We start from the raw sequence: 24,053 nt of genomic DNA, 5'->3' as shown, positions 1-24,053 counted from the left end.
GACCTCGCTCAGGCTCGGTGTGCTCTCACTCCGGCATTACTCCGCGGGTCGCCGCGATGGGCCATCCCTGGCCCAGCGCGGCTAAACCGGCATCCTTGCCGGTTTCCCCGCTGCGCAATGCCTGCGTTCGGCCAGCGTGGTTAACGGGGCGTCCGCGATCAAAAACCGAGCCGAGGCGGCCTTCGGGCCGACCAAGGCGTCAAGCAGGCGCGCTGCGCTTGTTTGTTCGTGCACCTCATTTGAAATGTGCACTTGTGAATAGTGATACCTGTGGGAGCAAAGCTTGCTCGCGATGGCGGCTTATCATTCACCATCAATGTAGACTGATCCACCGCATCGCCTGGCCAAGGCAAACCATGAAACAGCTGTACAAACTCCTCGCTCCACTGGTTCTAGCCACCGGGCTGGTCGGCTGCATTGCTGCGCCTATAGCAATGACCCCGCAAACCGAACAACGTTTAACGGCGCAACCTCCCATCCGCTTTTTACTGACCTTCGACGACGGCCCCAGTGCTTCAAGTTTCTGGAACCCGACGCTGACTGTTCTCGACAGCCTCGCGCAAAATCCGCTGCAACCGCACATCAAGGCGGTGTTTTTCGTGCAGACCCGGGCTTCCAGGGCCGGGGGCAGTGAGATTGGGCGCGAGGTCATGCGTCGGGAACAGGCTGAAGGTCATGTCATCGGCTTTCACACCGCCACCCCCGGACACAGCAACCATCGATCCCTGGACGATCAGGCGCTGGAGCAATCGCTCGCCAATGGCAGCGCCGATATCGCCGCGATCACCGGCGCGGCGCCTGTCCTGCTGCGGCCGCCGTTCTGGAGTTACGACAAGCGCACCTTCGCCGCCTATCAGCGGCACGGCCTGCACATGCTGCTGACGGACCTCAGTGCCAACGACGGCAAGATCTGGGGGTTTAACGCCAGCCCGCGGCGGCGATCGCATATGCTGCGGTCGATGTCCGAAGTTCGCGAGCGTATCGCGCAAGGTCAATTGCCGGTGGTGGACGGTGTGATTCCCGTGGTGGTGACCTTTCATGATCTCAACCGCTACACCGCAAGGCATGCGCGCGAGTATCTGCAGATTCTCCTCGACAGCGCCCGGGAGACAGGGGTGACGGTTGCGCAAAAACCTTTTTATGATGACACCGCTGCTCTGCAACGGGCCGCTCTGGCGCGCACCGTGCGCGACAGTTCGCAGCCGGTGCAACTGCCGGGCCTGTGGAACTGGATCTGGTCTGGGGATTCACGCTGAAAAACGCTCAAAGTGAGAGCTGGATAACATTTGGCGTGCGCGCAATGGGCCAAGTGCATCTATCGTCAATGGGATCTTTTCCATTAACTGCCGCCAGAGTCGTCAGCCATGGTCCCCATTGCAGTCCTTTCCAGTATTGTGGAATCCGGTTTCGAGCCGCTGTCCTGTGAATGCACGGAGAGCCTGGGATTGCTGGAAATCACCGTATTCGATCCTGATACCCACGAGGTTGTGCTGCTGGTCCGCAATGTCTCCACAGCGGACCTGGCCACCATCCGCGACATCAACAACCTCATTGCCGAACTGCGCACGGAAATGAACGCCGGGCGCCGCGCGTTCGCCGGTTGAGCGGGCTTCCTGCCCCAGGCTGCAGCTCAGGTGTCCTGAGTGGATTCCAGCGCGCGCGGCAACAACTCATCGATCATCTGCAGGCAGTGCTTCAACCCCGGCGACACATCGCCCGCCCGCCGGCTGAGGATGATCGGTGAAGTCGCGTTGTCCTCCAGCAGTGCCGTAAACCCAATGTCGTCACGGTGCAACAACTGCACAGACGCCGGCACCAGGGTGACGCCGATGCCAGCCCCGACCAGGCCGATCGCGGTCTGCAACTCATTGGTCCATTGCGCCACCTGGATGCTCACACCATAAGACTCGAACAGGGCGATCACATGGTCGGCATAACTTGGCCGCGGATTGCCCGGGTACAGTACGAACGGTTCCCTGGCCAGCTCCCGCAGGCTGATCGGCGCGCCCAGCAGTGGGTGGCCGGCGGGGAGGGCGGCGACCAGCCGGTCTTCGGTGAGCACGGTCTGGATAATGGCCGGGTCGTCGATGCGGATTCGTCCAAAGCCGATATCGATCCTGCCAGCCTTGAGGGCATGGACCTGCTGGAGCGTGGTCAATTCCGACAGCCCAAGTTCCAGCTCCAGTGGCTCGCCGCTGCGCAAGCGCCGGATCAATTCCGGCAGCACCCCATAAAGCGTCGATGGCGCAAAACCGATGCCCAGCCAGGTCTTTTCCCCCTGGCCTATGCGCCGGGTGTTGTCGCACACCTTGCCCAGCTGTTCCAGAAGCGCACTGGAATGTTCATGGAAGAACCGGCCGGCATCGGTCAACTTCAACGGCCGGCCGCGCTCCAGCAACATCACGCCCAGCTCATCCTCCAGCTGTTGAATCTGCCGGCTGAGGGGCGGTTGCGCGATGTGCAGCAGCTCAGCGGCGCGGGTGAAGTTGAGGGTTTTCGCCAGCACCTGAAAATAGCGCAGGTGACGCAGTTCCATGGAACCTCCAAAAGCTGATCGGCTGCATACCTTTAAGGTATCAAGTCAGACCAATTCTATATTGGCTTCCAGAAAAAAGCCGTACCAGAATCGGGTCCAGAACTCCAAGAACCTGACGGGTATCGAAATGCTTGCAACAGCCATTGAATCGATCGAGACGATCATCGTCGATCTGCCGACCATTCGCCCGCACAAGCTGGCCATGCACACCATGCAGAACCAGACGCTGGTGATCATTCGCGTGCGTTGCGCCGACGGCATCGAAGGCATCGGCGAAGCCACCACCATCGGTGGCCTGGCGTATGGCAACGAGAGCCCGGACAGCATCAAGACCAACATCGACCGCCACTTCGCACCGCTGCTGCTGGGCCAGGACAGCGCCAATGTGAATGCTGCAATGTTGCGCCTGGAGCGCAGCATCCGTGGCAACACTTTCGCCAAGTCAGGTATCGAAACCGCCTTGCTCGACGCCCAGGGCAAGCGCCTGGGCCTGGCGGTCAGCGAATTGCTCGGTGGCCGGGTGCGCAATGCGCTGCCGGTGGCCTGGACCCTGGCCAGTGGCGATACCGCCAAGGACATCGCCGAAGCGGAGCAAATGCTCGACCTGCGCCGCCATCGCATCTTCAAGTTGAAAATCGGCGCCGGTGAAGTCAATCGCGACCTGGCGCATGTGATCGCCATCAAGAAAGCCCTGGGTGATCGCGCCAGCGTCAGGGTGGACGTCAACCAGGCCTGGGACGAAGCGGTGGCCATCCGTGCCTGCCGAATTCTCGGCACCAACGGCATCGACCTGATCGAACAGCCGATCTCGCGCAACAACCGCGCCGGCATGGCGCGCCTGAACGCCATGAGCCCGGCGCCGATCATGGCCGATGAATCCATCGAATGTGTGGAAGACGCCTTCAACCTGGCCCGTGAGGGCGCCGCGTCGATCTTCGCCCTGAAGATCGCCAAGAATGGCGGCCCGCGCGCAGTGCTCAAGACCGCGGCCATCGCCGAAGCGGCAGGTATTGCGCTGTACGGCGGCACCATGCTCGAAGGCGGCATCGGCACCATGGCCTCGGCCCAGGCGTTCATCACCCTGAACAAACTGGCCTGGGACACCGAATTGTTCGGCCCGCTGCTGCTGACTGAAGACATCCTCAGCGAACCGCTGGAGTATCGCGATTTCGAGTTGCATGTACCGACCACCCCGGGCCTGGGCCTGAAACTGGACGAAGAGCGCCTGGCGTTTTTCCGCCGCGACAAGTCTTCCACTGTTCTTCATCAAGTCTGAGGAGTGCATCATGCTGTTCCACGTAAAGATGACCGTGAACCTGCCGGTCGACATGAATACCGAGTTGGCCACCAGGCTCAAGGCTGACGAAAAGGCCTTCTCCCAGCGCCTGCAAGACCAGGGCAAGTGGCGCCACATTTGGCGCATTGCCGGGCTGTATGCCAACTACAGCGTGTTCGACGTCGACAGTGTCCAGGAACTGCACGACCTGCTGATGCAATTGCCGCTCTACCCGTACATGGCGATCGAAGTCACCGCGATGTGCCGGCATCCTTCGTCGATTCGCGAGGATGACCGCTGAACCCAGCCTGTTCAGTTCGCTACGCTAATAATTACAAGATGAGGAACCACCATGAACGTCAAGATTTCCCACACTGCTGCTGCCCAGCAATTTCTCGAAGAAGCCAGCGGCCTGCACAACGATGCTGGCAGCCCGCGGGTCAAGGCGCTGATCTACCGCATCCTGCGTGACTCGGTGAACATCATCGAAGACCTGGCGGTAACGCCGGAAGAGTTCTGGAAAGCCGTCAACTACCTCAATGTGCTGGGTTCGCGCCAGGAGGCCGGGCTGGTGGTCGCGGGCCTGGGGCTGGAACACTATCTGGATCTGTTGATGGATGCCGAAGACGAGCAGGCCGGCAAGGCTGGCGGCACCCCGCGCACCATCGAAGGCCCGCTGTACGTGGCCGGTGCCCCCTTGTCCAACTTCGAGGCTCGACTCGACGATGGCATTGATCCGGGCGTGCCGCTGTTCATGCAGGGCCAGGTGCTCAATACCGCTGGCGAACCTCTGGCAGGTGCGGTGGTAGACGTCTGGCAGGCCAATACCGGTGGGACTTACTCCTACTTCGACAGCAGCCAATCGGAATTCAACCTGCGCCGGCGCATTGTGACCGACGCCGAGGGTCGTTATCGCTTCCGCAGCATCGTGCCGTCCGGCTACGGCTGCCCACCGGATGGCCCGACCCAGCAACTGCTCGACCAACTGGGCCGTCACGGCCAGCGCCCGGCACATATCCATTTCTTCATCTCGGCCGCAGACCATCGCCACCTCACCACCCAGATCAACCTGGACGGCGATGAGTACCTGCACGATGACTTCGCCTACGCCACCCGTGACGAGTTGATCGCCAAAATCACCTTCAGCGAAGACCAGGCCCGCGCTGCGGCCTACGGTGTCAGCGGCCGCTTTGCTGAAATCGTCTTCGACTTCACCTTGCAGTCCTCGGCCCAGCCGCAAGAGCAGCAACGCATGGAGCGGGTTCGCGCACTCGAAAACTGATCCCCGTACAACCTGCAGGAGCCCGGCTTGCCCCCGATGGCGATGGTGAATGTGATGCCGCCATCGCTGGCAAGCCAGGCTCCCACAGGGGCCCGGGTGTACGCGGGATTTTGGCTCGCCACAAATCTGCAGGAGCCAGGCTTGCCGGCGATGGCGATGCGTAAGGCTCCTGCAAGATTTGCCCGCTCCCACGTGTCGGTCAACTCGTACATCGGTGCCGGTACTGCTCTAGAATGACCAGAACATCTATAACAACAACGAGAGTGACCCGATGATGCACGCGCAACTGTTGAGTCAGCGCAGCACGGTATTCGACCATGCCGACCCCTACGCCGTGTCGGGCTACGTCAATCAGCATGTTGGCAACCATTGCATCCTGATGCCCCGTGCCGGGCAACCCCTGGCCAGTCTCAATCATCGCAAATTCGCCAGCCTCGACCTGTGCCGTATCAGCTACGGCGGCAGCGTTCGCGTCACCTCGGGCGCGCTGGAAACCATCTATCACCTGCAAGTGTTATTGCGCGGCAATTGCCTGTGGCGTGGTCACGCCCAGGAGCATTACTTCGCCCCCGGCGAATTGCTGCTGATCAACCCCGACGATCCGGTGGATCTGACCTATTCCGACGATTGCGAAAAATTCATCCTCAAAGTCCCTGCCTCGTTGCTGGAGTCGGTCTGCGACGAGCAGCGCTGGCGTTATCCGGGGCAGGGCGTACGCTTTCTGGAAAACCGCTACCAGCTCAATGAACTGGAAGGTTTCGTCAACCTGCTGGCGATGATTTGCCAGGAGGCCGAGGCCACCGAGCAGATTCCCCGGGTGCAGGAGCACTACACGCAGATCATCGTCAGCAAGATGCTCAGCCTGATGAAGACCAACGTCAGCCGCCTGGAACTCGGTTCCCAGGCTGCGACGTTCGAAGCGATTGCCGATTACATCGCCCGCAATCTCAAGCACGACATCGACAGCGAGGAACTCGCGCGCCAGGCCAGCATGAGCCTGCGTTCGTTATATGGCCTGTTTGAACGCAACGCCTGCACCACGCCGAAAAACTACATCCGCCAGAAGCGCCTGGAACGAGTCAACGCTTGCCTCAGCGACCCGACCTGCATCGTGCGCAACGTCACCGAAGTGGCGATGGATTACGGCTTCCTGCACCTGGGACGGTTCTCCGACAGCTACCGCAAACAGTTCGGCGAACTGCCCTCGGACACCCTCAAGCGCCGGCATTGAACCCGCAAACACCACCAATAACTCTGTAGGAGCTGTCGAGTGCAACGAGGCTGCGATCTTTTGACTTTGCTTTTCAAGATCAAAAGATCGCAGCCTCGTTGCACTCGACAGCTCCTACGCAGCTCCCACGCAGCGGCCACACAGAGCTGCACTAAACGGATACAGGTCTGCACCCAGCGGATAGTCCGTCCCGTCCCCCCGTCCTAGCATGGCCCTGCCTGAAATAAAAACAATGGAGGCGGCGGCCATGACCCTGCGACCCGAATACCTGCAATCCCTGCTTGAAGACGATCCAGAGCAGGGCATCTATCGCTGCAAACGCGAGATGTTCACCGACCCGCGGCTGTTCGACCTCGAGATGGAACACATCTTCGAAGGCAACTGGCTGTACCTCGCCCACGAAAGCCAGATCCCCAACAAAAACGATTTCTACACCACCACCATGGGGCGCCAGTCGATCTTCATCGCGCGCAACAAGGACGGTGAACTCAACGCCTTCATCAACGCCTGCAGTCACCGCGGCGCGATGCTGTGCCGGCACAAATCCGGCAACAAGAGCTCCTATACCTGCCCGTTCCACGGCTGGACCTTCAACAATTCCGGCAAGCTGCTCAAGGTCAAGGACCCGGCGGCGGCCGGTTACCCGGCGAGCTTCAACTGCGAAGGCTCCCACGACCTGACCCGGGTCGCCCGTTTCGAATCCTATCGCGGCTTCCTGTTCGGCAGCCTCAAGGCCGACGTAGTCCCGCTGGTGGAACACCTTGGCGAATCGGCCAAGATCATCGACATGATCGTCGATCAATCCGCCGATGGCCTCGAAGTGTTGCGCGGTTCTTCCAGCTACATCTACGAAGGCAACTGGAAACTCACTGCGGAAAACGGTGCCGACGGCTACCACGTCAGCTCCGTGCACTGGAACTATGCCGCCACCCAGAACCAGCGCAAGCAGCGCGAGGCCGGCGATACCAACCCGACCATGAGCGCCGGCAGCTGGGCCAAGCAGGGCGGTGGTTTCTATTCCTTCGACAAGGGGCACATGCTGCTCTGGACCCGCTGGGCCAACCCGGAAGACCGCCCACTGTACGAGCGCCGCGACGAGCTCGCCCAGGACTTCGGCAAGGCTCGCGCCGACTGGATGATCGAAAACTCGCGCAACCTGTGCCTGTACCCCAACGTGTACCTGATGGACCAGTTCAGCTCGCAGATCCGCATTGCCCGGCCGATCTCGGTCAACCGCACGGAAATCACCATCTACTGCATCGCGCCTAAAGGCGAAAGCGATCACGCGCGCTCCAGCCGCATTCGCCAGTACGAGGACTTCTTCAACGTCAGCGGTATGGCGACGCCGGACGATCTCGAAGAGTTTCGTTCCTGCCAGACCGGTTACCAGGGCAGCGTCACCGCCTGGAACGACATGTCCCGCGGTGCCGAGCACTGGGTCGAAGGCGCCGATGAGGCAGCCAGGGAAATCGACCTGCAGCCGTTGCTCAGCGGCGTGCGCACCGAAGACGAAGGTCTGTTCGTGCTGCAGCACAAGTACTGGCAGCAGACCATGCTCAAGGCGCTGGCCGCCGAGCAGGCGAAGCTGATCGACGTGGAGACAGTGTGATGACCATTACCTACGAATCCGTGCGCGATTTCCTCTACCGCGAAGCGCGCTACCTCGACGATCGCCAGTGGGATGAATGGCTGGAACTGTACGCGCCGGACGCGACCTTCTGGATGCCGTCCTGGGACGACAACGACGAGCTGACCGAGGACCCGCAGCGGGAAATCTCGCTGATCTGGTACGGCAATCGCACCGGCCTTGAAGACCGCGTGTTCCGCATCAAGACCGAACGCTCCAGCGCCAGCGTGCCGGACACCCGCACCTCGCATAACCTGAGCAACATCGAACTGCTGGAACAGGCCGACGGCATCTGCAAGGTGCGCTTCAACTGGCACACCCTGAGCTTTCGCTACAAGACCGTCGACAGCTACTTCGGCAGCAGTTTCTACACCCTGGACATGCGCGGTGACAACCCGCTGATCAAGGCCAAGAAAGTGATCCTGAAGAACGACTATGTTCGTCAGGTCATTGATGTCTACCATTTGTGAGGCCGTCGCCATGACTCATTCCATCGCATTCAATTTCGAAGACGGCGTCACCCGGTTCATCGACGCCAATCCAGGTGAAACCGTGGCCGATGCCGCGTATCGCCAGGGCATCAACATCCCGCTGGACTGCCGCGACGGCGCCTGCGGTACCTGCAAGTGTTTTGCCGAAGCCGGTCGTTATGACTTGGGCGAGGAATACATTGATGACGCCCTGACTGCCGACGAAGCCGAACAGGGTTTTGTCCTCACCTGCCAGATGCGCGCCCAGAGCGACTGCGTGGTGCGGGTGCCGGCTTCCTCGGATGTCTGCCGCACCCGGCAGGCCAGCTTTGAAGCAACCATCAGCGCCGTGCGCCAGCTGTCCGACAGCACCATTGCGCTGTCGATCAAGGGCGAGGCCCTGAACAAACTGGCGTTCCTGCCGGGGCAATATGTGAACCTTGGGGTCCCGGGCAGTACCCAGACCCGCGCCTACTCCTTCAGCTCGCTGCAGCATGACGGCGAAGTGAGCTTCCTGATTCGCAACGTGCCTGGGGGGCTGATGAGCAGTTTTCTCACCGGCATGGCCAAGGCCGGCGACAGCATGAGCCTGGCCGGGCCATTGGGCAGCTTCTACCTGCGCGACATCCGTCGTCCGTTGTTGCTGCTGGCCGGTGGCACCGGGCTGGCGCCATTTACAGCGATGCTGGAGAAGATCGCCGAGCAGGGCAGTGAGCATCCGTTGCACCTGATTTATGGCGTGACCCATGATTTCGACCTGGTGGAACTCGATCGCCTCGAAGCCTTCGCCGCCCGCATCCCCAACTTCAGCTTCAGCGCCTGCGTGGCCAGCCCTGACAGCCAGCACCCGCTCAAGGGCTATGTGACCCAGCACATCGAGCCACGGCATCTGAACGATGGTGACGTAGACGTCTACCTGTGCGGCCCGCCGCCGATGGTCGAGGCGGTCAGCCAGTACATTCGCGAACAGGGCATCGCCCCGGCCAATTTCTACTACGAGAAATTCGCCGCCAGCGCGGCGTGAGCCCGTAAAAGAACTGCTGCACCTGAGCCATCGAGGTACACATGAACAGATTCCACGAAAAAGTCGCCCTGATCACCGGCGCCGCGCAAGGCATCGGCCGGCGGGTCGCCGAACGCATGGCGGCCGAAGGTGCGCGACTGATCCTGGTCGACCGCTCCGAGCTGGTGTTCGAGCTGCAACAGCAACTGGGTCAGGACAGTTTCGCGCTGACCGCCGATCTCGAGCAATACAGCGAATGCGAGCGCGTGATGCAGGCCGCCGTTGAACGTTTTGGTCGCCTGGACATCCTGATCAACAACGTCGGCGGGACGATCTGGGCCAAGCCTTTCGAGCACTACGAAGCGTCGCAGATCGAAGCCGAAGTGCGTCGCTCGCTGTTCCCGACCCTGTGGTGCTGCCATGCCGCAATGCCGCTCATGCTGGAGCAGGGCAGCGGGGCGATCGTCAACGTCTCCTCCATTGCCACTCGCAGCATCAACCGTGTGCCCTACGGTGCGGCGAAAGGCGGGGTCAACGCACTGACCGCGTGCCTGGCGTTCGAAACGGCCGGGCGTGGCGTTCGCGTCAATGCCACGGCCCCCGGCGGCACCGATGCGCCGCCACGGGTCATCCCGCGCAACAACGCCGAACAGAGTGCCGAAGAGAAGGTGTGGTACCAGCAGATCGTCGACCAGACGCTCGATAGCAGCCTGATGAAACGCTATGGCACGCTTGATGAGCAGGCAGGTGCAATTCTGTTTCTGGCCAGCGACGACGCCTCCTACATCACCGGCATGGTCATGCCCGTGGGTGGCGGCGACCAGGGCTGACAGGCCCGGGCATGAGCAACCCTAGAGCCGACGCTGGAACGCCCTGACGATGCGCAGCGTGGCATCGTTGGTGCTCAGATTGTGCACCGAATCGAGCGGGTGCCAGATGCAGTCGACGATTTCATTGGTCGGCCGCGCGACCTCGTAATCCACCACCGACGCTTCGTACACGTGGTGACAGGTGTCGCCGGATTCCAGTGCCATCAGGTACAAAAGCTCGTCGACCCCCAGGCTGGTTTCCTCCTGAAGCTCGCGTCTGGCCGCGTCCGCAACGGTTTCGCCGCGCTCGACCTTGCCTCCGGGCAGGGTCCAGCGGCATCTATGCTTGCGTACCAGAAGTATGTGGCGATCCTGCTCGCAGATAACGGTGGCGCGTACTTTCATGCTCTATCCAGATATTGGCTGTCACAATAATGTCATGAAACTGCAATATTCAGACCGTGCAGCGTAGGGTTTCAGATGATTGGAGCCCGGGAGGAGGGTGAAAGTGCAATCGCTGCCGTCACGACGTCTGGTCAGTACGTTCGCCAGGAGCAGGTGTAAGGTAGGGAGGTCAATCCTGGAGATGATGGCGCAACGGAGGTTGTCATGAGTGTACCGATGCTAAACAAGATGCATATGAACGGTTACGACGTGCTCAGCGTGAACAATGGCCCTTGGCGTGTCTGCACCAAAGGCGACCGTCTGGGCGCGTTTGCCAGCCGCGAGGAGGCGCTGGCCTTTGCGGCGTCCTTGCCCGGCTACCGCGACAGATCGCCCAGACCTGCCACTAAACAGTAGCGGCTTGCGTTAAATGTGCGGTGGCGGGGGAGCATGCTCCCTCGCCACCCGTTCGCTCAGTGCGCCTGGGTGCGCGTGATCGCCCTGGCCTTCACTTCCCCGGCATACTGCGCCAGGCGCTCTTCATCCCCTTGAAGCACTTCACACAGGCGCTTGGCGGCTTTGGCGTCCACCTCGTTGCCCGCCTGCTGGAATTGCTCGGCAATGCGCAAAAGCTCTACCGCCGACCAGCGCAGGTCCGAGGCAACGCCCTGCAAGTCCCGCCGAAGTTGCTGTTCCGATTCGTTAAGCCACATGCTGACCTCCTGCAATGATTCTCCGTCTCGGAATACTAGACCCTTTTCACCGTGACGGAAGTTGTGTCGCTGCGCGCAGGCGTTTGCCTTTGGTCGGGAAGATTAAGCGAGCCCGCAGCGGCGCTGTCGTATTGGAGTAGCGATTTCGCGCTGTGTAGAGGTCACTTTCAAATGACGACCACCGATGATTTCAGGTTTCACGCCCATGAGCTGATCGTTGATCTGGATACGGCCACCACGGAAATGATGAAGCTGATCTCCGCCCATCAGCTCAGCGGCCCGGAGTGGGAGCGGGTCACTCAATGGCAACACGAGGCCTATGAGCGCTGGATGAATTACCTGAATGCGCGAACTTACGAGACGCCCGATAACAACGGGCAATGATGAGCTTTTGTGTATCAGATGGATGTCTGCGCCGGCACGCGCTACATTTTCCTTTTTAAGCGAAGGAAACCTTCATGCGGATGCTCATCGCAGGAATCATGCTGGCGACACTGGCGGGTTGTTCATTGCCCGCTTCCGTCGTGCCCGGTGAACCGAACGTCAGCAAGTACAGCGAGAAGCCACCCAAGGAGTACGCCGCGTGCGTCTTGCCGTTATGGCAGAAGCAAGTCTCGGCCACGCGCCAGACCTCGATCTCCAACGGCTACCGGATCAATGCCCCCGGCATGATCACCGCAGACGAGATCCTCGATATCGTGAAGAACAAGAATGGCAGCCGCGTGTCCCTGTACCAGGGGCCGCCCTGGGCCAAATCCGGCGCGCTGCGTCAGGCCGTGCGCGACTGCCTGTAGGCTTCAGCCGCGCTGGTGTTCAGTCGCTGATGTCGGTCAGCGGGATGCCTTGGGCGCTGGCGCTTTTCCTGTCGCGCCGATCAGTGATCCAGGTGTCCACCTGCTCGGAGAATTCTGCCGGGGCCTTGCGCCCGACCTTCCTCGCCAGATCAAGAATGGTCTGCTGGGCCAGTGCTTCTTCCATGCGCTTTTGCGCCACCATCATGGCGCCGTGTACTGAACAGTGGCCATCCAGCGCCCACTCGGGCGTATTTCCCTCGAATAACGCACACCGCCCGCGTATTTCCTTGCAGTCGAAAATCAGCTTCTGGCCATCGATCGCATTGACGATGTCGAGCAGGCTGATTTCGTCAGCAGGGCGGGCCAGCTTGAACCCGCCGCGCACGCCCTCGGTGGCACTCACCAGCTTGGCCTTGGCCAGCCGGGTAAAGATCTTGGCCAGGTAATCCAGCGGTACTCCTTGCAGCTCGGCAAGGTCGCGCACGCTCGCCTCCCGGGTCTCGCCACGGTTGCCCACCAGAAAAAGCAGGCAATGAATGCCGTACTCGACGCCCGCGCTGTAAAGAGACATGTTTTATCTCAGACTAAATTTGTCGCCAATATTAACAGCCGGCTGCGGGCAGGGCAACGTCGGGCCCAAAGCCCCGCATCTCTGCGCTAAGGCCTGCTTATCTGCAAAACCCTTTCCCGTTCGGCCATCAATGACGTCGATGGCAACCATCAAAAAAAATCGATTGCTTCGGCTAACTAGGACTAATACAGTCGCCGTTATTCGGAGCGGCACGGTGATCATTCAGCGTGACCTCAAACAATTCCAATATCGGGTCTTCCCCTGGAGTCAAAGATGAAACAGCACATTCTGGTAATCGGCGCAGGTTTCGGTGGCATGTGGACAGCATTGAGCGCCACACGCCTGTTCGATCTTCATGGTCACGATTCGGTCGAGGTCACCGTCCTGGCTCCGCAGGCCGAGCTGCGAGTGCGACCGCGCTTCTACGAGCCCAATGCCCACCAACTGGCTGCGCCCATCGGCGAGCTGTTCGATGCGGTCGGCGTACGGTTCATCAAGGGCCGGGCTGAAACCATCGACGTCCACAACAAGCAGGTGGGTTACCTGGATGCGGCGGGCGCCCAACAGCTGTGCAGCTACGACAAACTCGTTCTGGCCACCGGCAGCCGCCTGGCACGGTCGGGCACTGCGGGGGTGAACGAACACGCTTTTGACGTTGACCAGATCGAACAGGCCGTGCGCCTGGAGCAACACCTCAAATCCCTCGCCGACCAGCCGGACAGCGCCGCGCGTAACACCGTGGTGGTGGCGGGCGGTGGCTTCACCGGGATTGAAACAGCGACTGAGATGCCGGCCCGGCTGCGCGCCATTCTTGGCGAAGCGGCGGATATCAAGGTGATCATCGTTGATCGCGGCGAGAAAATTGGCGCATCGATGGGCGCCGACATCAGCGTTTCCATCGCTCAAGCCAGCGCCGAAGTGGGCGTGGAGTGGCGCTTGAAATCGTCGGTGGCCGGCGTCGATGCCGACGGAGTGACCTTGGCCGATCGGCAGCGCATTGAAGCCAGTACCGTGATCTGGACCACCGGCGTACGTGCCAGCTCGCTCACCGAACAGATCCCCGGCGAGCGCGATGCCTTGGGCCGCCTGCATGTGGACAGCCACCTGAAAGTGATTGGCCAGGACGACATCTTTGCCACCGGCGATGTGGCCTACGCGGCGTCCGATGACATCGGCAACCATGCTCTGATGACCTGCCAGCATGCCATCGTCCTCGGTCGCCACGCCGGCAACAACGTCGCCGCCCAATTGCTCGGTGTCGCCCCGACGCCCTACAGCCAGCCCAAGTACGTGACCTGCCTGGACCTCGGGGCCTGGGGTGCGGTGTACACCGAAGGGTGGGATCGCCAGGTCAAGCTGGTCCGTCAGGAAGGCAAAGCGTTGAAGACCCAGATCAACACCCAATGGATCTATCCGCCTGCAGCCAATCGTGAATCCGCGTGGGCCGCTGCCGATCCGCTGATCCCGATTGCCTGATTGCCTGATTGCCCCGTAGGAGCTGTCGAGTGCAACGAGGCTGCGATCTTTTGATCCTGTTCTTTTGAGGGCAGCCGCCAAAAGATCGCAGCCTCGTTGCACTCGGCAGCTCCTACACGACGGCGCATGACGGCGCACGACGGCATACGACGGCATACGACGGCATATGACGACTCACGGCACGACGTAGGCGCACGTCGGCCCCAGGGATGAACACTTGCCTATGTGAAATAATCTGTGTAAATTTTCATGAAATTTAAATAATAAAATTTCATGAGGCCCGCATGTTTCACCAATCCTCCCAGCATGTCCCCAGCTATTACGCCCACACCTGCGCCGATCGGCTGGTAGAGCGCGACCCGCTGGTGGGCGAGCAGGACACCGAGGTGCTGATCATCGGGGGGGGGTTCAGCGGGTTGCACACGGCCTTGCGCCTGGCGCTCGCCGGCAAACGCGTGACGTTGCTGGAAGCCAGTCGGGTGGCGTGGGCGGCGTCCGGGCGCAATGGCGGGCAGGCCATTCTTGGCTGGTCTTGCGACATGCCGCCGCTGGAGGCCGCTTTGGGGTACGAGCGCGCGCGGCGTCTGTGGGACAGCATGCGCTGGGCGGCGAGGGAACTGCGGGACCTGCCCGGGCGGCATTATTTCGACTGCGATTACCGCCCCGGCCATCTCTGGACCTCAGTGATGCCGCGACGGGTCAGCCTGCTCACGCAGTGGCAACACGAGGCCAGCCACAAGTGGGGCCACGACGCCTTGCAGTTCATTCCCCGGGCGGAGTTGCCGAACTGGGTGGCGAGTGACCGTTACCAGGCCGGGCTGTTCGACCCCGAAGGCGGGCACCTCAACCCGCTGAAACTGGCACTCGGCCTGGCCGCCGCCATCGAGCGAGCCGGCGGCCGTATCCATGAACAGAGCAAGGCGCTGGATTATCGCCAGGAACGCGGCGGGTATGTGGTCACCACCGAGCGTGGGCGCATTCGCGCCGATGTACTGGTGCTGGCGTGCAATGCGTACCTGGATCAACTGGACCCGCAACTGTCGAGTTGCGTACTGCCGGTCGGCACCTATCAGGTCGCAACCGCACCGCTGGCAGAGCAGCAGGCGATTGCACTGCTGCCGCGCAATGTGTGCGTGACCGACAATCAATTCGTGCTCGATTACTTTCGGCGCACGCCGGATCACCGCCTGCTGTTCGGCGGCGGCTGCACTTACCTGGGGGGCATGCCCAAGGACATCAGCGCCGCGACCCGGCCGTTTCTGGAGCGGGTGTTTCCCCAACTCAAAGGCGTGGAACTGGAATACGCCTGGGGCGGGCACATCGATCTGACCCTCAAGCGCACGCCCGACATTGGTCGTCGGGGTGACCTTTACTGGCTGCAGGGCTACTCCGGCCACGGCGTGCTGCCGACACTGGCCGGGGCCCGCGCGGTGTCCGACGCGATACTCGGCCAGCCGGATGACCTTGCGCTGTACCAAGGGCTGGTCAACGAGCGTTTTCCCGGCGGCAAGTACCTGGCCGCGCCGCTCGAAGCCGTGGGCAAGGCCTGGTATCGACTGCGCGACAGTCTGTGAACCGCACAATTTCCGGAGCCTTCTGATGGACATGCAAGAAGAAATATCGGCGCTGGCGATCCTGATCCAGGACCTGCGCAAACACAAAAAGTACACGCTCAAGGAGCTGGCGGACAAAATCGGCCGCTCGGTGGGTTTTCTCTCCCAGGTCGAGCGTGGGTTGTCCCGGCCGACAGTGGCAGACCTGACGGCCATCAGCGAAACCCTCGGCGTGCCCACCACCTACTTCTACAGTCTGCCCAAACCCATGGCGCTGCCGTGGGTCACCCGCCCGGACGAGCGCCGCACCCTGTACTACGCCGATGGCATCACCGACATCCTGGTCTCGCCAAAAATGCGCGCCTCGTTCTCGATGCTCGAAAGCCGCCTGGAACCAGGGGCAAGCAGTGGCGACCGGCATATGAACGACAGCTCGGAGCAGGGCGGCTACGTGCTCGAAGGCGAGCTGACGTTGTGGCTCGATGACGCCCAGCCCGTCACGCTGCGAACCGGCGACAGCTTTCAACTGGCCAGTCACACCCATTGTCGCTACGGCAATCTTGGTGACCGGCTTACCCGCGTGCTCTGGGTCTACACCTGATAAAACAACAAGGAACACAATGATGGATGCTGTCTGCTCTGATCTGGTTGCTGAAGTACGTGCGTTTCGTCAGCGCTTTCCGGAGGTGCGCTATGTCGACCTGATCGCCCTGGATATCCCCGGGCACTTCTATGGCAAGCGCTACCCGATCGAGATGCTCGAAAAGGTCGCGGCCGGAAGCGTTCTCAAACTGCCGCAGAACTGCGTGCTGCTGGGCACCCAGGGCGGCCTGTTCAAGATCGGTGACTACTGCTTCAACGATGGCGACCCGGATGCCACCCGCCGCCTCGTGCCCGGTACGCTGAAGCTGGTGAACTGGGAAAAGCAACCTTTGGGGCAGATGCTGATTACCTCCGATGGCACCGCCAAGCCGATCGAATTCGAGCCTCGCGAGGTCCTGGCGCAGGTGCTGCAGCGGCTCAAGGGCAAAGGCATTTTTCCGGTGGTTGCCTTCGAACTGGAGTTCTATCTGTTTGATCGTCAACTGCGCGACGGCCTGCCGCAGTTCGCCCGGGACCCGCTTAGCGATGATGCGGATGACCAGCCGAACATGCACATCGAGCGCTTGTCGCGTTTCTCCACGGTGCTGGATGACATGGTCGAAACTGCGCGGGAGCAGGGTATCGAAACCACTGTGATCACGGCCGAGTTGGGCCCCGGTCAGTTCGAGATCAACTTCGGTCACCTTGATGATGGATTGCGCGCCGCGGACTGGGCGGCCCTGTTCTGTCGCAGCACCCGGGGCGTGGCCCTCAAGCACAACTACCGCGCCAGCTTCATGGCCAAACCCTACGTGCAGCACCCCGGCAGCGGCATGCACGTGCACGTCAGCCTCTACGACGAGGCCGGCAACAACCTGCTGGCAGCCAACAACCAGCAACCCTTGCGCCATGCCGTCGCCGGGTGCCTGGAAGTGCTGCCGCACTGCATGCCGATCTTCGCCCCGAACCACAACGCCATGCGCCGCCTCAGTGGCACGGTGAACACCGCCACCCACGCCAGCTGGGGCTATGAAGACCGCGACGCCTGCCTGCGGGTGCCGGATTCGGATGCGAGGAACCTGCGGGTCGAACATCGCCTGGCCGGCGCAGATGCCAACCCGTACCTGGTGCTGGCGGCGATTCTGATCGGTCTGGAACAAGGTCTGGAAGCCGGCCGCGAACCGATACCTGCGTTAAACGAAGATCGCACCAGCGGCATTGATTTCCCCACGCAAATGCTCGAAGCCGTGCAGGCCATGCAAGGCCACGCCTCAGTTCGCGAAGGCTTGGGGGCGGAGTTTGTCGATGTGTATTGCGAGAACAAACGGCAGGATCATTTGGCATTCATGAACGAAATCAGCGCGCGGGAATATCGCTGGTTCATGTAACGCATCCTTAAAAAACATGTGGATATATAAGGGCTTAGAAACCTTAGTAACTTTATGGTTAATTAAAACATCTTGTTACAGTGGGAAATATTAAGTAATATTCGCCCCGCGTTCACCACCACGGTTTATGCATTTTTAAGTCCCAGGCGTCCATCAGCTGCCTGGGATTTTTTTTTGCCCGGGATTTAACCGCGCCGCTGTCACCGTCACGGCAGCGCCTCCCACCTGACGTCGGTCAGCCCGCATTTTTGCGCCTGCGCCCGCAGTTCAGCCAGACCCTGTTGCGCCGGATCCTCGCCATAGGCCAAGCCGACACCCGCGTGCAGGCAGGCGTAATACCAGGCATCGGCATCGGTCATGTGTGAATCGGGCTGGACAAAGACCTGTCGAGCGTCGTTCAAGCGGTAAGTGATTTGAAAATGCAGGGGGCGCATCCGATTCTCCAGGCGAAGCCATTACGACTCTAATGGCTTATCGCCAGTTCCTTTTCTTTTCCGATGCGCCCCGAGGGCCTAGCGCGAAATCTGCTCCAGCGCCGGTTGATGCCTGTTGCCCAGCTTCATCAGGCTGAAGTAACTCAGCGCCGGAACCAGCAACCCGACGATCCAGGCCAGGTCCACGCCATCCAGCGCCGAGGCGATAGGGCCGACATAGAACGTGGTGTTCATGAACGGAATTTCCACGGCGATGGCCAGCAGGAAACTGCCACAGGCGATCCAGTTGATGCGCCCGTAAATGCCGTTCATGTCGAAGATGTCATCGATCCGGTACTGACCTTTGCGCAGGCAGTAGTAGTCCACCAGATTGATCGCGGTCCACGGGATCAGGAAGTAGCTCATGAAGAAGATGAAATTCAGGAAGAAGGTGATGAAGTCGTCCTGGCTGATGGTGCACAACGCCGTGGCCACCAGGCTGATAACCAGCAAGAACAGCCCCCGTACCCGCGGCGTCACCTTGAACCGGGCGAAGGGTTCGATCACGGTGATGGTCGACATGAACGCTCCGTACAGGTTGAAGACGTTGATCGCTACCTGGCCGTAAAGTATGAAGATGAACAGCAACACCGCACCGCTGCCGAACAATCCGGCCACATGCCCGCCGACGTTGCTGGAAAAGTCGTCGATACCGACGCACAGGATCGCGCCGAGAATCATCATCCACGCGCCGCCAGTGACCGTGCCCGCATAGCTGTACCAGAATACTTTCGCGCTGCAGGTTTCCTGCGGCAGGTAGCGTGAGTAGTCGGCGACGTAAGGCGCATAGGACAGTTGCCAGGTCACCGCAATGCTCACCGCCACCAGGAACTTCGACAGGACAAAGCCCGTCGGCAGCCATTGCTCGCCGGGGATCGGCAGTTGCAGCGCGAACAGGGTGGCGGCCGCAAATATCAGCAGCGAGAGCAACGACAACAGCTTCTGCAGGCGATGGATCAGCCGGTAGCCATACAGCGCGACGACGAAGCACAACGCGCCGATCAGGTAGATATTACCGGTCGCCGGCAGTGGGCTGACCGACTCCACGGCCTGGGCCGCGAGCAGGGTATTGCTGACGAAGAACCCCAGGTAGATCAGCATCACGAACAGCAGCGGCAGCACTGCGCCCAGCACACCGAATTGCGCCCTGCTCTGGATCATCTGAGGGATGCCCAGCTTCGGGCCCTGGGCGGAATGCGAAGCCATGAATATCGCCCCCAGGAGTGAGCCGACGATGATCGCCACGGCACTCCAGAACAGGTTCAAACCCAGCACCACCGGCAACACGCCGGAGGCTATGGTAGTGATGTTCATGTTGGCGCCGAACCAAATGAAAAACAGCGAGCCCGGTTGACCGTGGCGCTCGGACGGCGGGATGAAATCGATGCTTCTTTTTTCGACTTGCATGGCGATCACTCCTGGGTCCGGACGAGGTGGCTGTGGAGGCGGGCGATGGTGTTTTCCAGCTCATGGGGCTGGTGCGCGAACTGGTCCGGCTGCTGTGGCACCAGGCTCACGTAAGCGCGGTCGCACAGGGCGCGCAGGCATTGGGCGCAGGTGAGGATTTCCAGCGCATACACCCAGTTGGCCATGATCAGCAGCGACGAATAATGCCCCGCCAGGGTGGTCGTGGTACAGGCGTCGCTGACCAGCCGGACGTGATAGCCCAGGGCGAAAGCGTCCAGCACGCTGCTGAGCACGCAGACATCGGTCAGCACGCCACTGACGATCAAGGTTTCGACCCCCAGCGCCTTTAGCCTGGCATCCAGGTCGGTGCGGTGGAAAGCGCTGTAGCGTCCTTTGTCTACGATCAGTTCGTCGGCGCGGGGCGCCAGGCGTTCAAGGATTTCCACCTGACGGGTGCCGGCGCGGTAACTGCTCGGCCCGCCATCGGCCGCCCGGGGTTCGCCGCGGGGCATGTCACTGCCGTCGGCCTGGTTAATGTGGCGGGTGTAGATGACCGGCACCCGCTGCTGGCGGGCGGTGTCGAGCAGGGCGGCGATGTTATTCACCGTCGAGTCGAAGTGTTCCAGGACAAAACCGTCCTCTTGCTGCATGTCGATGATCAACAGCGCGTTGTTATTGTTCATTGGGCAAACCTGATCATGGGCAAATCACAATGCACCGCACGCGCCTGGCTTAAGCAAGGCAGTGGGTGGTGAAGGGCTGTTCGGGTGAGCTCAGTGAACTATTTGCCAGAAGCCATTCTGCTTGGCCGAGACGCTGGCGCGCAGGCGTTTGATGCGGATATGCGAAGCCGTCCATTCGCCGCGCAGGTAAGCCTGCTCGGCGCCGGAGGTGGGGGAAGCAAACGGGAGGCGATCAGTGATCATCAAAATCGACCTGCGCATCAGGAATGCCCCTGGGCTTCGCGTCCGAGGGGCAGGGTGGCGAACTCAGCGAAACGCCGGCACGACCTGTTTGATGAACAACTCCAGGGACTTTTTCTTTTCCGCGTGGGGCAGGCTGTTATCGCACCAGAAACTGAACTCGTCGACGCCCAGTTCCTGGTAATACTTGATGCGCGGAATGATCTCTTCGGCGGTGCCGATCATCGCGGTCTTGTGCAGGCTTTCCAGTTCGAACTCCGGGCGGCCGGTGAATTTTTCTTCAGGGCTCGGCTCGAGGAAGCCGTTGACCGGCACGGTCTTGTTGCCGAACCAGGCGTCGAACGTTCGGTAGAAACGCGAGATCGCCTTGGCACCGACTTTCCAGCCATCCGGGTCGTCGGCGGCGTGTACGTGGGTATGACGCAGCACCATCAGTTGTGGGCGCGGCACGTCCGGGTTGTTGTCCAGGGCCGCCTGGAACTTGTTTTTCAGGTCCAGGACTTCCTCGTCGCCTTTCATCAGCGGGGTGACCATGACGTTGCAGCCGTTGGCCACGGCAAAGTTGTGCGAATCGGGGTCGCGGGCGGCGATCCACATCGGTGGGTTCGGCTTCTGGATCGGCTTCGGTACGCTGGTGGACGTGGGGAATTTCCAGATGTCGCCATCGTGGGCGTAGTCGCCTTGCCACAGGGCGCGCACCACCGGCACCATTTCCCGCAGGGCCTGGCCACCGGAGGAGGCCGGCATGCCGCCGGCCATGCGGTCGAACTCGACCTGGTAAGCGCCGCGCGCCAGGCCGACTTCCATGCGCCCGTTACTGATCACGTCGAGCAAGGCGCATTCGCCAGCCACCCGCAACGGGTGCCAGAACGGCGCGATGATAGTGCCGGCGCCGAGATGGATGGTCGTGGTTTTGGCGGCCAGGTAGGCCAGCAGCGGCATCGGGCTGGGCGAGATGGTGTATTCCATGGCGTGGTGTTCGCCGATCCACACGGTGCTGAAGCCCCCGGCCTCGGCCATCAGGGTCAGTTCGGTCAAGTCTTCGAACAATTGGCGGTGGCTGACACTTTCGTCCCAACGTTCCATGTGCACGAAAAGGGAAAACTTCATGACGCTTACCTCGGATCTATTGTTGTCGGCCTGTCGACTGCGGGCCTGATGATTATTGGTATACCATAATACGGTGTGAGTGCAAAATATTTAGGGTTCCAGACGCAAAGATCGCAGCCTGCGGTGTAGTGGTACAGTTTTTTTAAACCACGCCGTAGGAGCTGCCGCAGGCGGCAATCTTTTGATCATTTTTTTCTGTCGATTTACGCGAGAACCGGCAGTGCACCCATCTTGCCGTGGCAATACACCAGCGGACCGGCGTTTGGCTGAGGCACGATCAGGTTCTTCACTGCGCCAACCATGATGGCGTGGTCGCCCCCTTCATATTCGCGCCACAACTCGCATTCGATGACCGCCGTGGCGTTCGCCAGGATCGGATTACCCAACTCGCTCAACGTCCACTCGATACCCTGCGCCTTGTCCTTGCCTTTGCGGGCGAACGCGTAGGCTTCGCTTTGCTGACCGCCGGACAGGACGTGAATGGCAAAGCGTTTGTTCTTGATCAGTACCGGGTAGGAGTCGGAACTGTAGTTGGGGCAGAACAGCACCAGGGCCGGGTCGATGGACAGCGAGCTGAATGCGCTGGCGGTCAGGCCGACGATTTGCCCGTCGTCATCCAGGGTGGTGATCACAGTGACCCCGGACGGAAACGAACCCATCACTTGTTTGTAGATGGCGGCATCGATCATGGGACGGTCCTCTGGCGGTGGAGCTGGATTTTATGGGTTTATAGGTCCGATGGTATACCGTAATACATCCTTTGCAAGCGCTTTTTGCATCACCCGATAAACGTACATCTGTACCGTTTAACCCAGCAAATACTGGGTTACCAGGCATTTTAAACCAGTGCGAGGGGCGCATTGGACCGCATCAGACAGGCTTTTAAACAGCGGATCAGTCTTGTGTAAATGTTGGAATACCATAATATGGCCTGCATCTGAGGGGCTGCCACCGAGTGCCCCCGGTTTGGCTTCATACAAATATAAGATCAGACAAACTCGAGTTCATGAATATGTCCCAGATGTCCCGGCAAGACCCCCTGATCGAGAATCACACGGTCGACTATGTCCCACTCGCGGAACGCCACGGGAAGGCCCGCGACCTGTTCACCCTGTGGTTCAGCACCAACATTGCGCCACTGCCCATTGTCACCGGCGCCATGGTGGTCCAGGTATTCCATCTCGACCTGTTCTGGGGACTGCTGGCCATTGCCCTGGGGCACATGATCGGCGGCCTGGTGATTGCCCTGGCCTCGGCCCAAGGGCCGCGCATGGGCATCCCGCAGATGGTCCAGAGCCGCGGCCAGTTCGGCCGCTACGGCGCGCTGCTGATCGTGTTCTTTGCGGCGATCATCTATATCGGCTTTTTCATCTCCAACATCGTGCTGGCAGGCAAGTCGATCGTCGGCATTGCGCCGGCGGTTCCGGCACCGCTCAGCATCCTGATCGGGGCGTTGGGTGCCACGGCTATCGGGGTTATCGGCTACCGATTCATTCACACCCTCAACCGCATCGGCACTTGGGTCATGGGCGGCGCCTTGCTCGCCGGTTTCCTCTACATCTTCGCCCATGACCTGCCGGCGGATTTCTTCACTCGCGGCAGTTTCAACCTGTCCGGCTGGTTGGCGACGGTATCGTTGGGGATCATCTGGCAGATCAGCTTCTCGCCCTATGTGTCGGACTACTCCCGCTATCTGCCAGCAGACATCGGCATCGCCCGGCCTTTCCTGGCGACCTACCTGGGGGCGACGCTGGGCACTATCCTGTCCTTCACCTTTGGCGCCGTGGCAGTACTGGCCACCCCGGAAGGCACTGAAGCGATGACGGCGGTGAAGCAGTCAACCGGGTGGTTGGGGCCAATCCTGATGGTGCTCTTCCTGCTCAATATCATCAGCCACAATGCGTTGAACCTGTATGGCGCAGTGCTTTCGATCATTACTTCGATCCAGACCTTCGCCAGTCAGTGGACGCCGAGTATCAAGGTGCGAGTGGTGTTGTCGAGCGTGGTGCTGGCGGGTTGCTGCATGGTAGCGCTGGGGGCTTCGGCGGATTTCATTTCGCAGTTTATCGGGCTGATTCTGGCGCTGTTGCTGGTGTTGGTGCCCTGGGCTTCGATCAACCTGATTGATTTCTACCTGATCAAGCGGGGGTGCTACGACATTGCTTCCATATTCCGGGCCGATGGCGGGGTGTATGGGAAGTTTAATGTGCATGCGATCGTGGCTTATTTCATCGGGATTATCGTGCAGTTGCCGTTTGCCAATACGTCGTTGTATGTCGGGCCTTATGCCAATCTGGTGGAGGGTGCGGATTTGTCTTGGCTGGTGGGGTTGGTGGTGACTTGTCCGCTGTATTACTGCCTGGCGACTCGGGGGCAGCCTCAGGCGGTGAAGGCGGGGCGTTTGGGCTTTACCGATTGATTTCTGGTTAGAAGTTTGTCTGGAAA

At 60.6% G+C, this 24,053-nt stretch carries 28 protein-coding genes; 18 read left to right on the top strand and 10 right to left on the bottom strand.

The genetic code is table 11. The features are described from left to right. Positions 1-356 precede the first annotated feature (356 nt). Both UB23_RS27930 and UB23_RS27925 read left to right on the top strand, forming a co-directional pair. Entirely contained in the window at positions 357-1,256 is a 900-nt protein-coding gene (locus tag UB23_RS27930; protein ID WP_045062864.1) for a polysaccharide deacetylase family protein, read from the top strand. 108 nt (positions 1,257-1,364) lie between these two features. Then, positions 1,365-1,604, top strand: coding sequence for a DUF1652 domain-containing protein (locus UB23_RS27925; RefSeq protein ID WP_045062862.1), 240 nt, complete (start codon positions 1,365-1,367; stop codon positions 1,602-1,604). Positions 1,605-1,630: 26 nt separating this feature from the next. On the opposite strand, the gene UB23_RS27920 is transcribed toward UB23_RS27925, so the two are convergent. Beyond that, positions 1,631-2,536, bottom strand: coding sequence for a LysR family transcriptional regulator (locus tag UB23_RS27920; RefSeq protein ID WP_045062861.1), 906 nt, complete (start codon positions 2,534-2,536; stop codon positions 1,631-1,633). A 127-nt stretch (positions 2,537-2,663) separates the two neighbouring features. On the opposite strand from UB23_RS27920, the gene UB23_RS27915 reads away from it, so the two are divergent. The 8 genes from UB23_RS27915 (at position 2,664) to UB23_RS27875 (ending at position 10,255) form a co-directional block, all read left to right on the top strand. Continuing rightward, positions 2,664-3,812, top strand: a complete 1,149-nt coding sequence (locus tag UB23_RS27915) for a muconate cycloisomerase family protein (protein WP_177328605.1) — start codon at positions 2,664-2,666, stop codon at positions 3,810-3,812. A 10-nt stretch (positions 3,813-3,822) separates the two neighbouring features. Further along, on the top strand, positions 3,823-4,113 hold the full coding sequence (gene catC, locus UB23_RS27910) for a muconolactone Delta-isomerase (RefSeq protein ID WP_045062858.1): 291 nt from the start codon (positions 3,823-3,825) through the stop codon (positions 4,111-4,113). A 51-nt stretch (positions 4,114-4,164) separates the two neighbouring features. Beyond that, complete coding sequence (catA, locus tag UB23_RS27905) at positions 4,165-5,094, top strand: catechol 1,2-dioxygenase (protein ID WP_045062856.1); 930 nt, start codon at positions 4,165-4,167, stop codon at positions 5,092-5,094. Between the two features lie 271 nt (positions 5,095-5,365). Further along, positions 5,366-6,325 carry an AraC family transcriptional regulator gene (locus UB23_RS27895; RefSeq protein ID WP_045062850.1) on the top strand — a complete coding sequence of 320 codons (960 nt, stop codon included), beginning with the start codon at positions 5,366-5,368 and terminating at the stop codon, positions 6,323-6,325. A gap of 247 nt (positions 6,326-6,572) precedes the next feature. After that, positions 6,573-7,934, top strand: a complete 1,362-nt coding sequence (gene benA / locus UB23_RS27890; RefSeq protein WP_045062848.1) for a benzoate 1,2-dioxygenase large subunit — start codon at positions 6,573-6,575, stop codon at positions 7,932-7,934. After that, positions 7,934-8,422, top strand: a complete 489-nt coding sequence (gene benB, locus UB23_RS27885) for a benzoate 1,2-dioxygenase small subunit (protein WP_045062847.1) — start codon at positions 7,934-7,936, stop codon at positions 8,420-8,422. The genes benA and benB overlap by 1 nt, the downstream gene beginning before the upstream one ends. A 10-nt stretch (positions 8,423-8,432) precedes the next feature. Next, on the top strand, positions 8,433-9,446 hold the full coding sequence (benC, locus tag UB23_RS27880; RefSeq protein WP_045062844.1) for a benzoate 1,2-dioxygenase electron transfer component BenC: 1,014 nt from the start codon (positions 8,433-8,435) through the stop codon (positions 9,444-9,446). 41 nt (positions 9,447-9,487) lie between these two features. Continuing rightward, on the top strand, positions 9,488-10,255 hold the full coding sequence (locus UB23_RS27875; protein WP_045062842.1) for a 1,6-dihydroxycyclohexa-2,4-diene-1-carboxylate dehydrogenase: 768 nt from the start codon (positions 9,488-9,490) through the stop codon (positions 10,253-10,255). Between the two features lie 21 nt (positions 10,256-10,276). Here the strand turns inward: UB23_RS27875 and UB23_RS27870 are convergent, their stop codons facing one another. Then, entirely contained in the window at positions 10,277-10,639 is a 363-nt protein-coding gene (locus UB23_RS27870; RefSeq protein WP_045062840.1) for an NUDIX hydrolase, read from the bottom strand. 204 nt (positions 10,640-10,843) lie between these two features. Between UB23_RS27870 and UB23_RS27865 the strand changes: the two genes are divergently transcribed. Continuing rightward, positions 10,844-11,035, top strand: a complete 192-nt coding sequence (locus UB23_RS27865) for an SPOR domain-containing protein (RefSeq protein ID WP_045062838.1) — start codon at positions 10,844-10,846, stop codon at positions 11,033-11,035. 56 nt (positions 11,036-11,091) lie between these two features. Here UB23_RS27865 and UB23_RS27860 read toward each other — a convergent pair whose 3' ends face one another. Next, positions 11,092-11,331 carry a hypothetical protein gene (locus UB23_RS27860; protein WP_045062836.1) on the bottom strand — a complete coding sequence of 80 codons (240 nt, stop codon included), beginning with the start codon at positions 11,329-11,331 and terminating at the stop codon, positions 11,092-11,094. 171 nt (positions 11,332-11,502) lie between these two features. Between UB23_RS27860 and UB23_RS27855 the strand changes: the two genes are divergently transcribed. Beyond that, on the top strand, positions 11,503-11,715 hold the full coding sequence (locus UB23_RS27855; RefSeq protein WP_045062835.1) for a hypothetical protein: 213 nt from the start codon (positions 11,503-11,505) through the stop codon (positions 11,713-11,715). A gap of 74 nt (positions 11,716-11,789) precedes the next feature. Further along, the gene (locus UB23_RS27850; RefSeq protein ID WP_045062833.1) at positions 11,790-12,125 is read left to right on the top strand and encodes a hypothetical protein; all 336 of its coding nucleotides are present in this window, start codon (positions 11,790-11,792) and stop codon (positions 12,123-12,125) included. A gap of 19 nt (positions 12,126-12,144) precedes the next feature. On the opposite strand, the gene UB23_RS27845 is transcribed toward UB23_RS27850, so the two are convergent. Further along, entirely contained in the window at positions 12,145-12,696 is a 552-nt protein-coding gene (locus UB23_RS27845) for an RrF2 family transcriptional regulator (RefSeq protein WP_045062831.1), read from the bottom strand. A 273-nt stretch (positions 12,697-12,969) separates the two neighbouring features. Here UB23_RS27845 and UB23_RS27840 point away from each other — a divergent pair, with 273 nt between their 5' ends. The 4 genes from UB23_RS27840 (at position 12,970) to UB23_RS27825 (ending at position 17,695) form a co-directional block, all read left to right on the top strand. Beyond that, positions 12,970-14,172 (top strand): NAD(P)/FAD-dependent oxidoreductase, encoded by a 1,203-nt coding sequence (locus UB23_RS27840; RefSeq protein WP_045062829.1) that lies wholly within the window; start codon positions 12,970-12,972, stop codon positions 14,170-14,172. A gap of 284 nt (positions 14,173-14,456) precedes the next feature. Continuing rightward, positions 14,457-15,746, top strand: a complete 1,290-nt coding sequence (locus UB23_RS27835) for an NAD(P)/FAD-dependent oxidoreductase (RefSeq protein ID WP_045062827.1) — start codon at positions 14,457-14,459, stop codon at positions 15,744-15,746. A 25-nt stretch (positions 15,747-15,771) separates the two neighbouring features. After that, positions 15,772-16,326 (top strand): helix-turn-helix domain-containing protein, encoded by a 555-nt coding sequence (locus tag UB23_RS27830; RefSeq protein ID WP_045062824.1) that lies wholly within the window; start codon positions 15,772-15,774, stop codon positions 16,324-16,326. 22 nt (positions 16,327-16,348) lie between these two features. After that, the gene (locus UB23_RS27825; RefSeq protein ID WP_045062823.1) at positions 16,349-17,695 is read left to right on the top strand and encodes a glutamine synthetase family protein; all 1,347 of its coding nucleotides are present in this window, start codon (positions 16,349-16,351) and stop codon (positions 17,693-17,695) included. Positions 17,696-17,901: 206 nt separating this feature from the next. Here UB23_RS27825 and UB23_RS27820 read toward each other — a convergent pair whose 3' ends face one another. The 6 genes from UB23_RS27820 to UB23_RS27800 all read right to left on the bottom strand — a co-directional run bounded on the left by UB23_RS27820 (position 17,902) and on the right by UB23_RS27800 (position 22,297). Next, entirely contained in the window at positions 17,902-18,129 is a 228-nt protein-coding gene (locus UB23_RS27820) for a DUF6555 family protein (RefSeq protein WP_045062821.1), read from the bottom strand. A gap of 78 nt (positions 18,130-18,207) precedes the next feature. After that, positions 18,208-19,575, bottom strand: coding sequence for a purine-cytosine permease family protein (locus UB23_RS27815; RefSeq protein WP_045062818.1), 1,368 nt, complete (start codon positions 19,573-19,575; stop codon positions 18,208-18,210). A gap of 5 nt (positions 19,576-19,580) precedes the next feature. Next, entirely contained in the window at positions 19,581-20,258 is a 678-nt protein-coding gene (locus UB23_RS27810) for an isochorismatase family cysteine hydrolase (RefSeq protein WP_045062816.1), read from the bottom strand. A 90-nt stretch (positions 20,259-20,348) separates the two neighbouring features. Continuing rightward, on the bottom strand, positions 20,349-20,501 hold the full coding sequence (locus UB23_RS29985; RefSeq protein WP_163024304.1) for a hypothetical protein: 153 nt from the start codon (positions 20,499-20,501) through the stop codon (positions 20,349-20,351). 63 nt (positions 20,502-20,564) lie between these two features. After that, the gene (locus tag UB23_RS27805) at positions 20,565-21,608 is read right to left on the bottom strand and encodes an LLM class flavin-dependent oxidoreductase (RefSeq protein ID WP_045062814.1); all 1,044 of its coding nucleotides are present in this window, start codon (positions 21,606-21,608) and stop codon (positions 20,565-20,567) included. Positions 21,609-21,811: 203 nt separating this feature from the next. Beyond that, positions 21,812-22,297, bottom strand: coding sequence for a flavin reductase family protein (locus UB23_RS27800; protein WP_045062812.1), 486 nt, complete (start codon positions 22,295-22,297; stop codon positions 21,812-21,814). 323 nt (positions 22,298-22,620) lie between these two features. Here UB23_RS27800 and UB23_RS27795 point away from each other — a divergent pair, with 323 nt between their 5' ends. Continuing rightward, positions 22,621-24,027, top strand: a complete 1,407-nt coding sequence (locus UB23_RS27795; RefSeq protein WP_045062810.1) for a purine-cytosine permease family protein — start codon at positions 22,621-22,623, stop codon at positions 24,025-24,027. Positions 24,028-24,053: the final 26 nt, after the last annotated feature.

Origin of the sequence: Pseudomonas sp. ES3-33, from assembly GCF_000952175.1 — a bacterium.
Classification (GTDB): domain Bacteria; phylum Pseudomonadota; class Gammaproteobacteria; order Pseudomonadales; family Pseudomonadaceae; genus Aquipseudomonas; species Aquipseudomonas gregormendelii.
The sequence above is the reverse complement of the archived record's forward strand: the minus strand, read 5'-3'. Positions and strand labels throughout refer to the sequence as shown.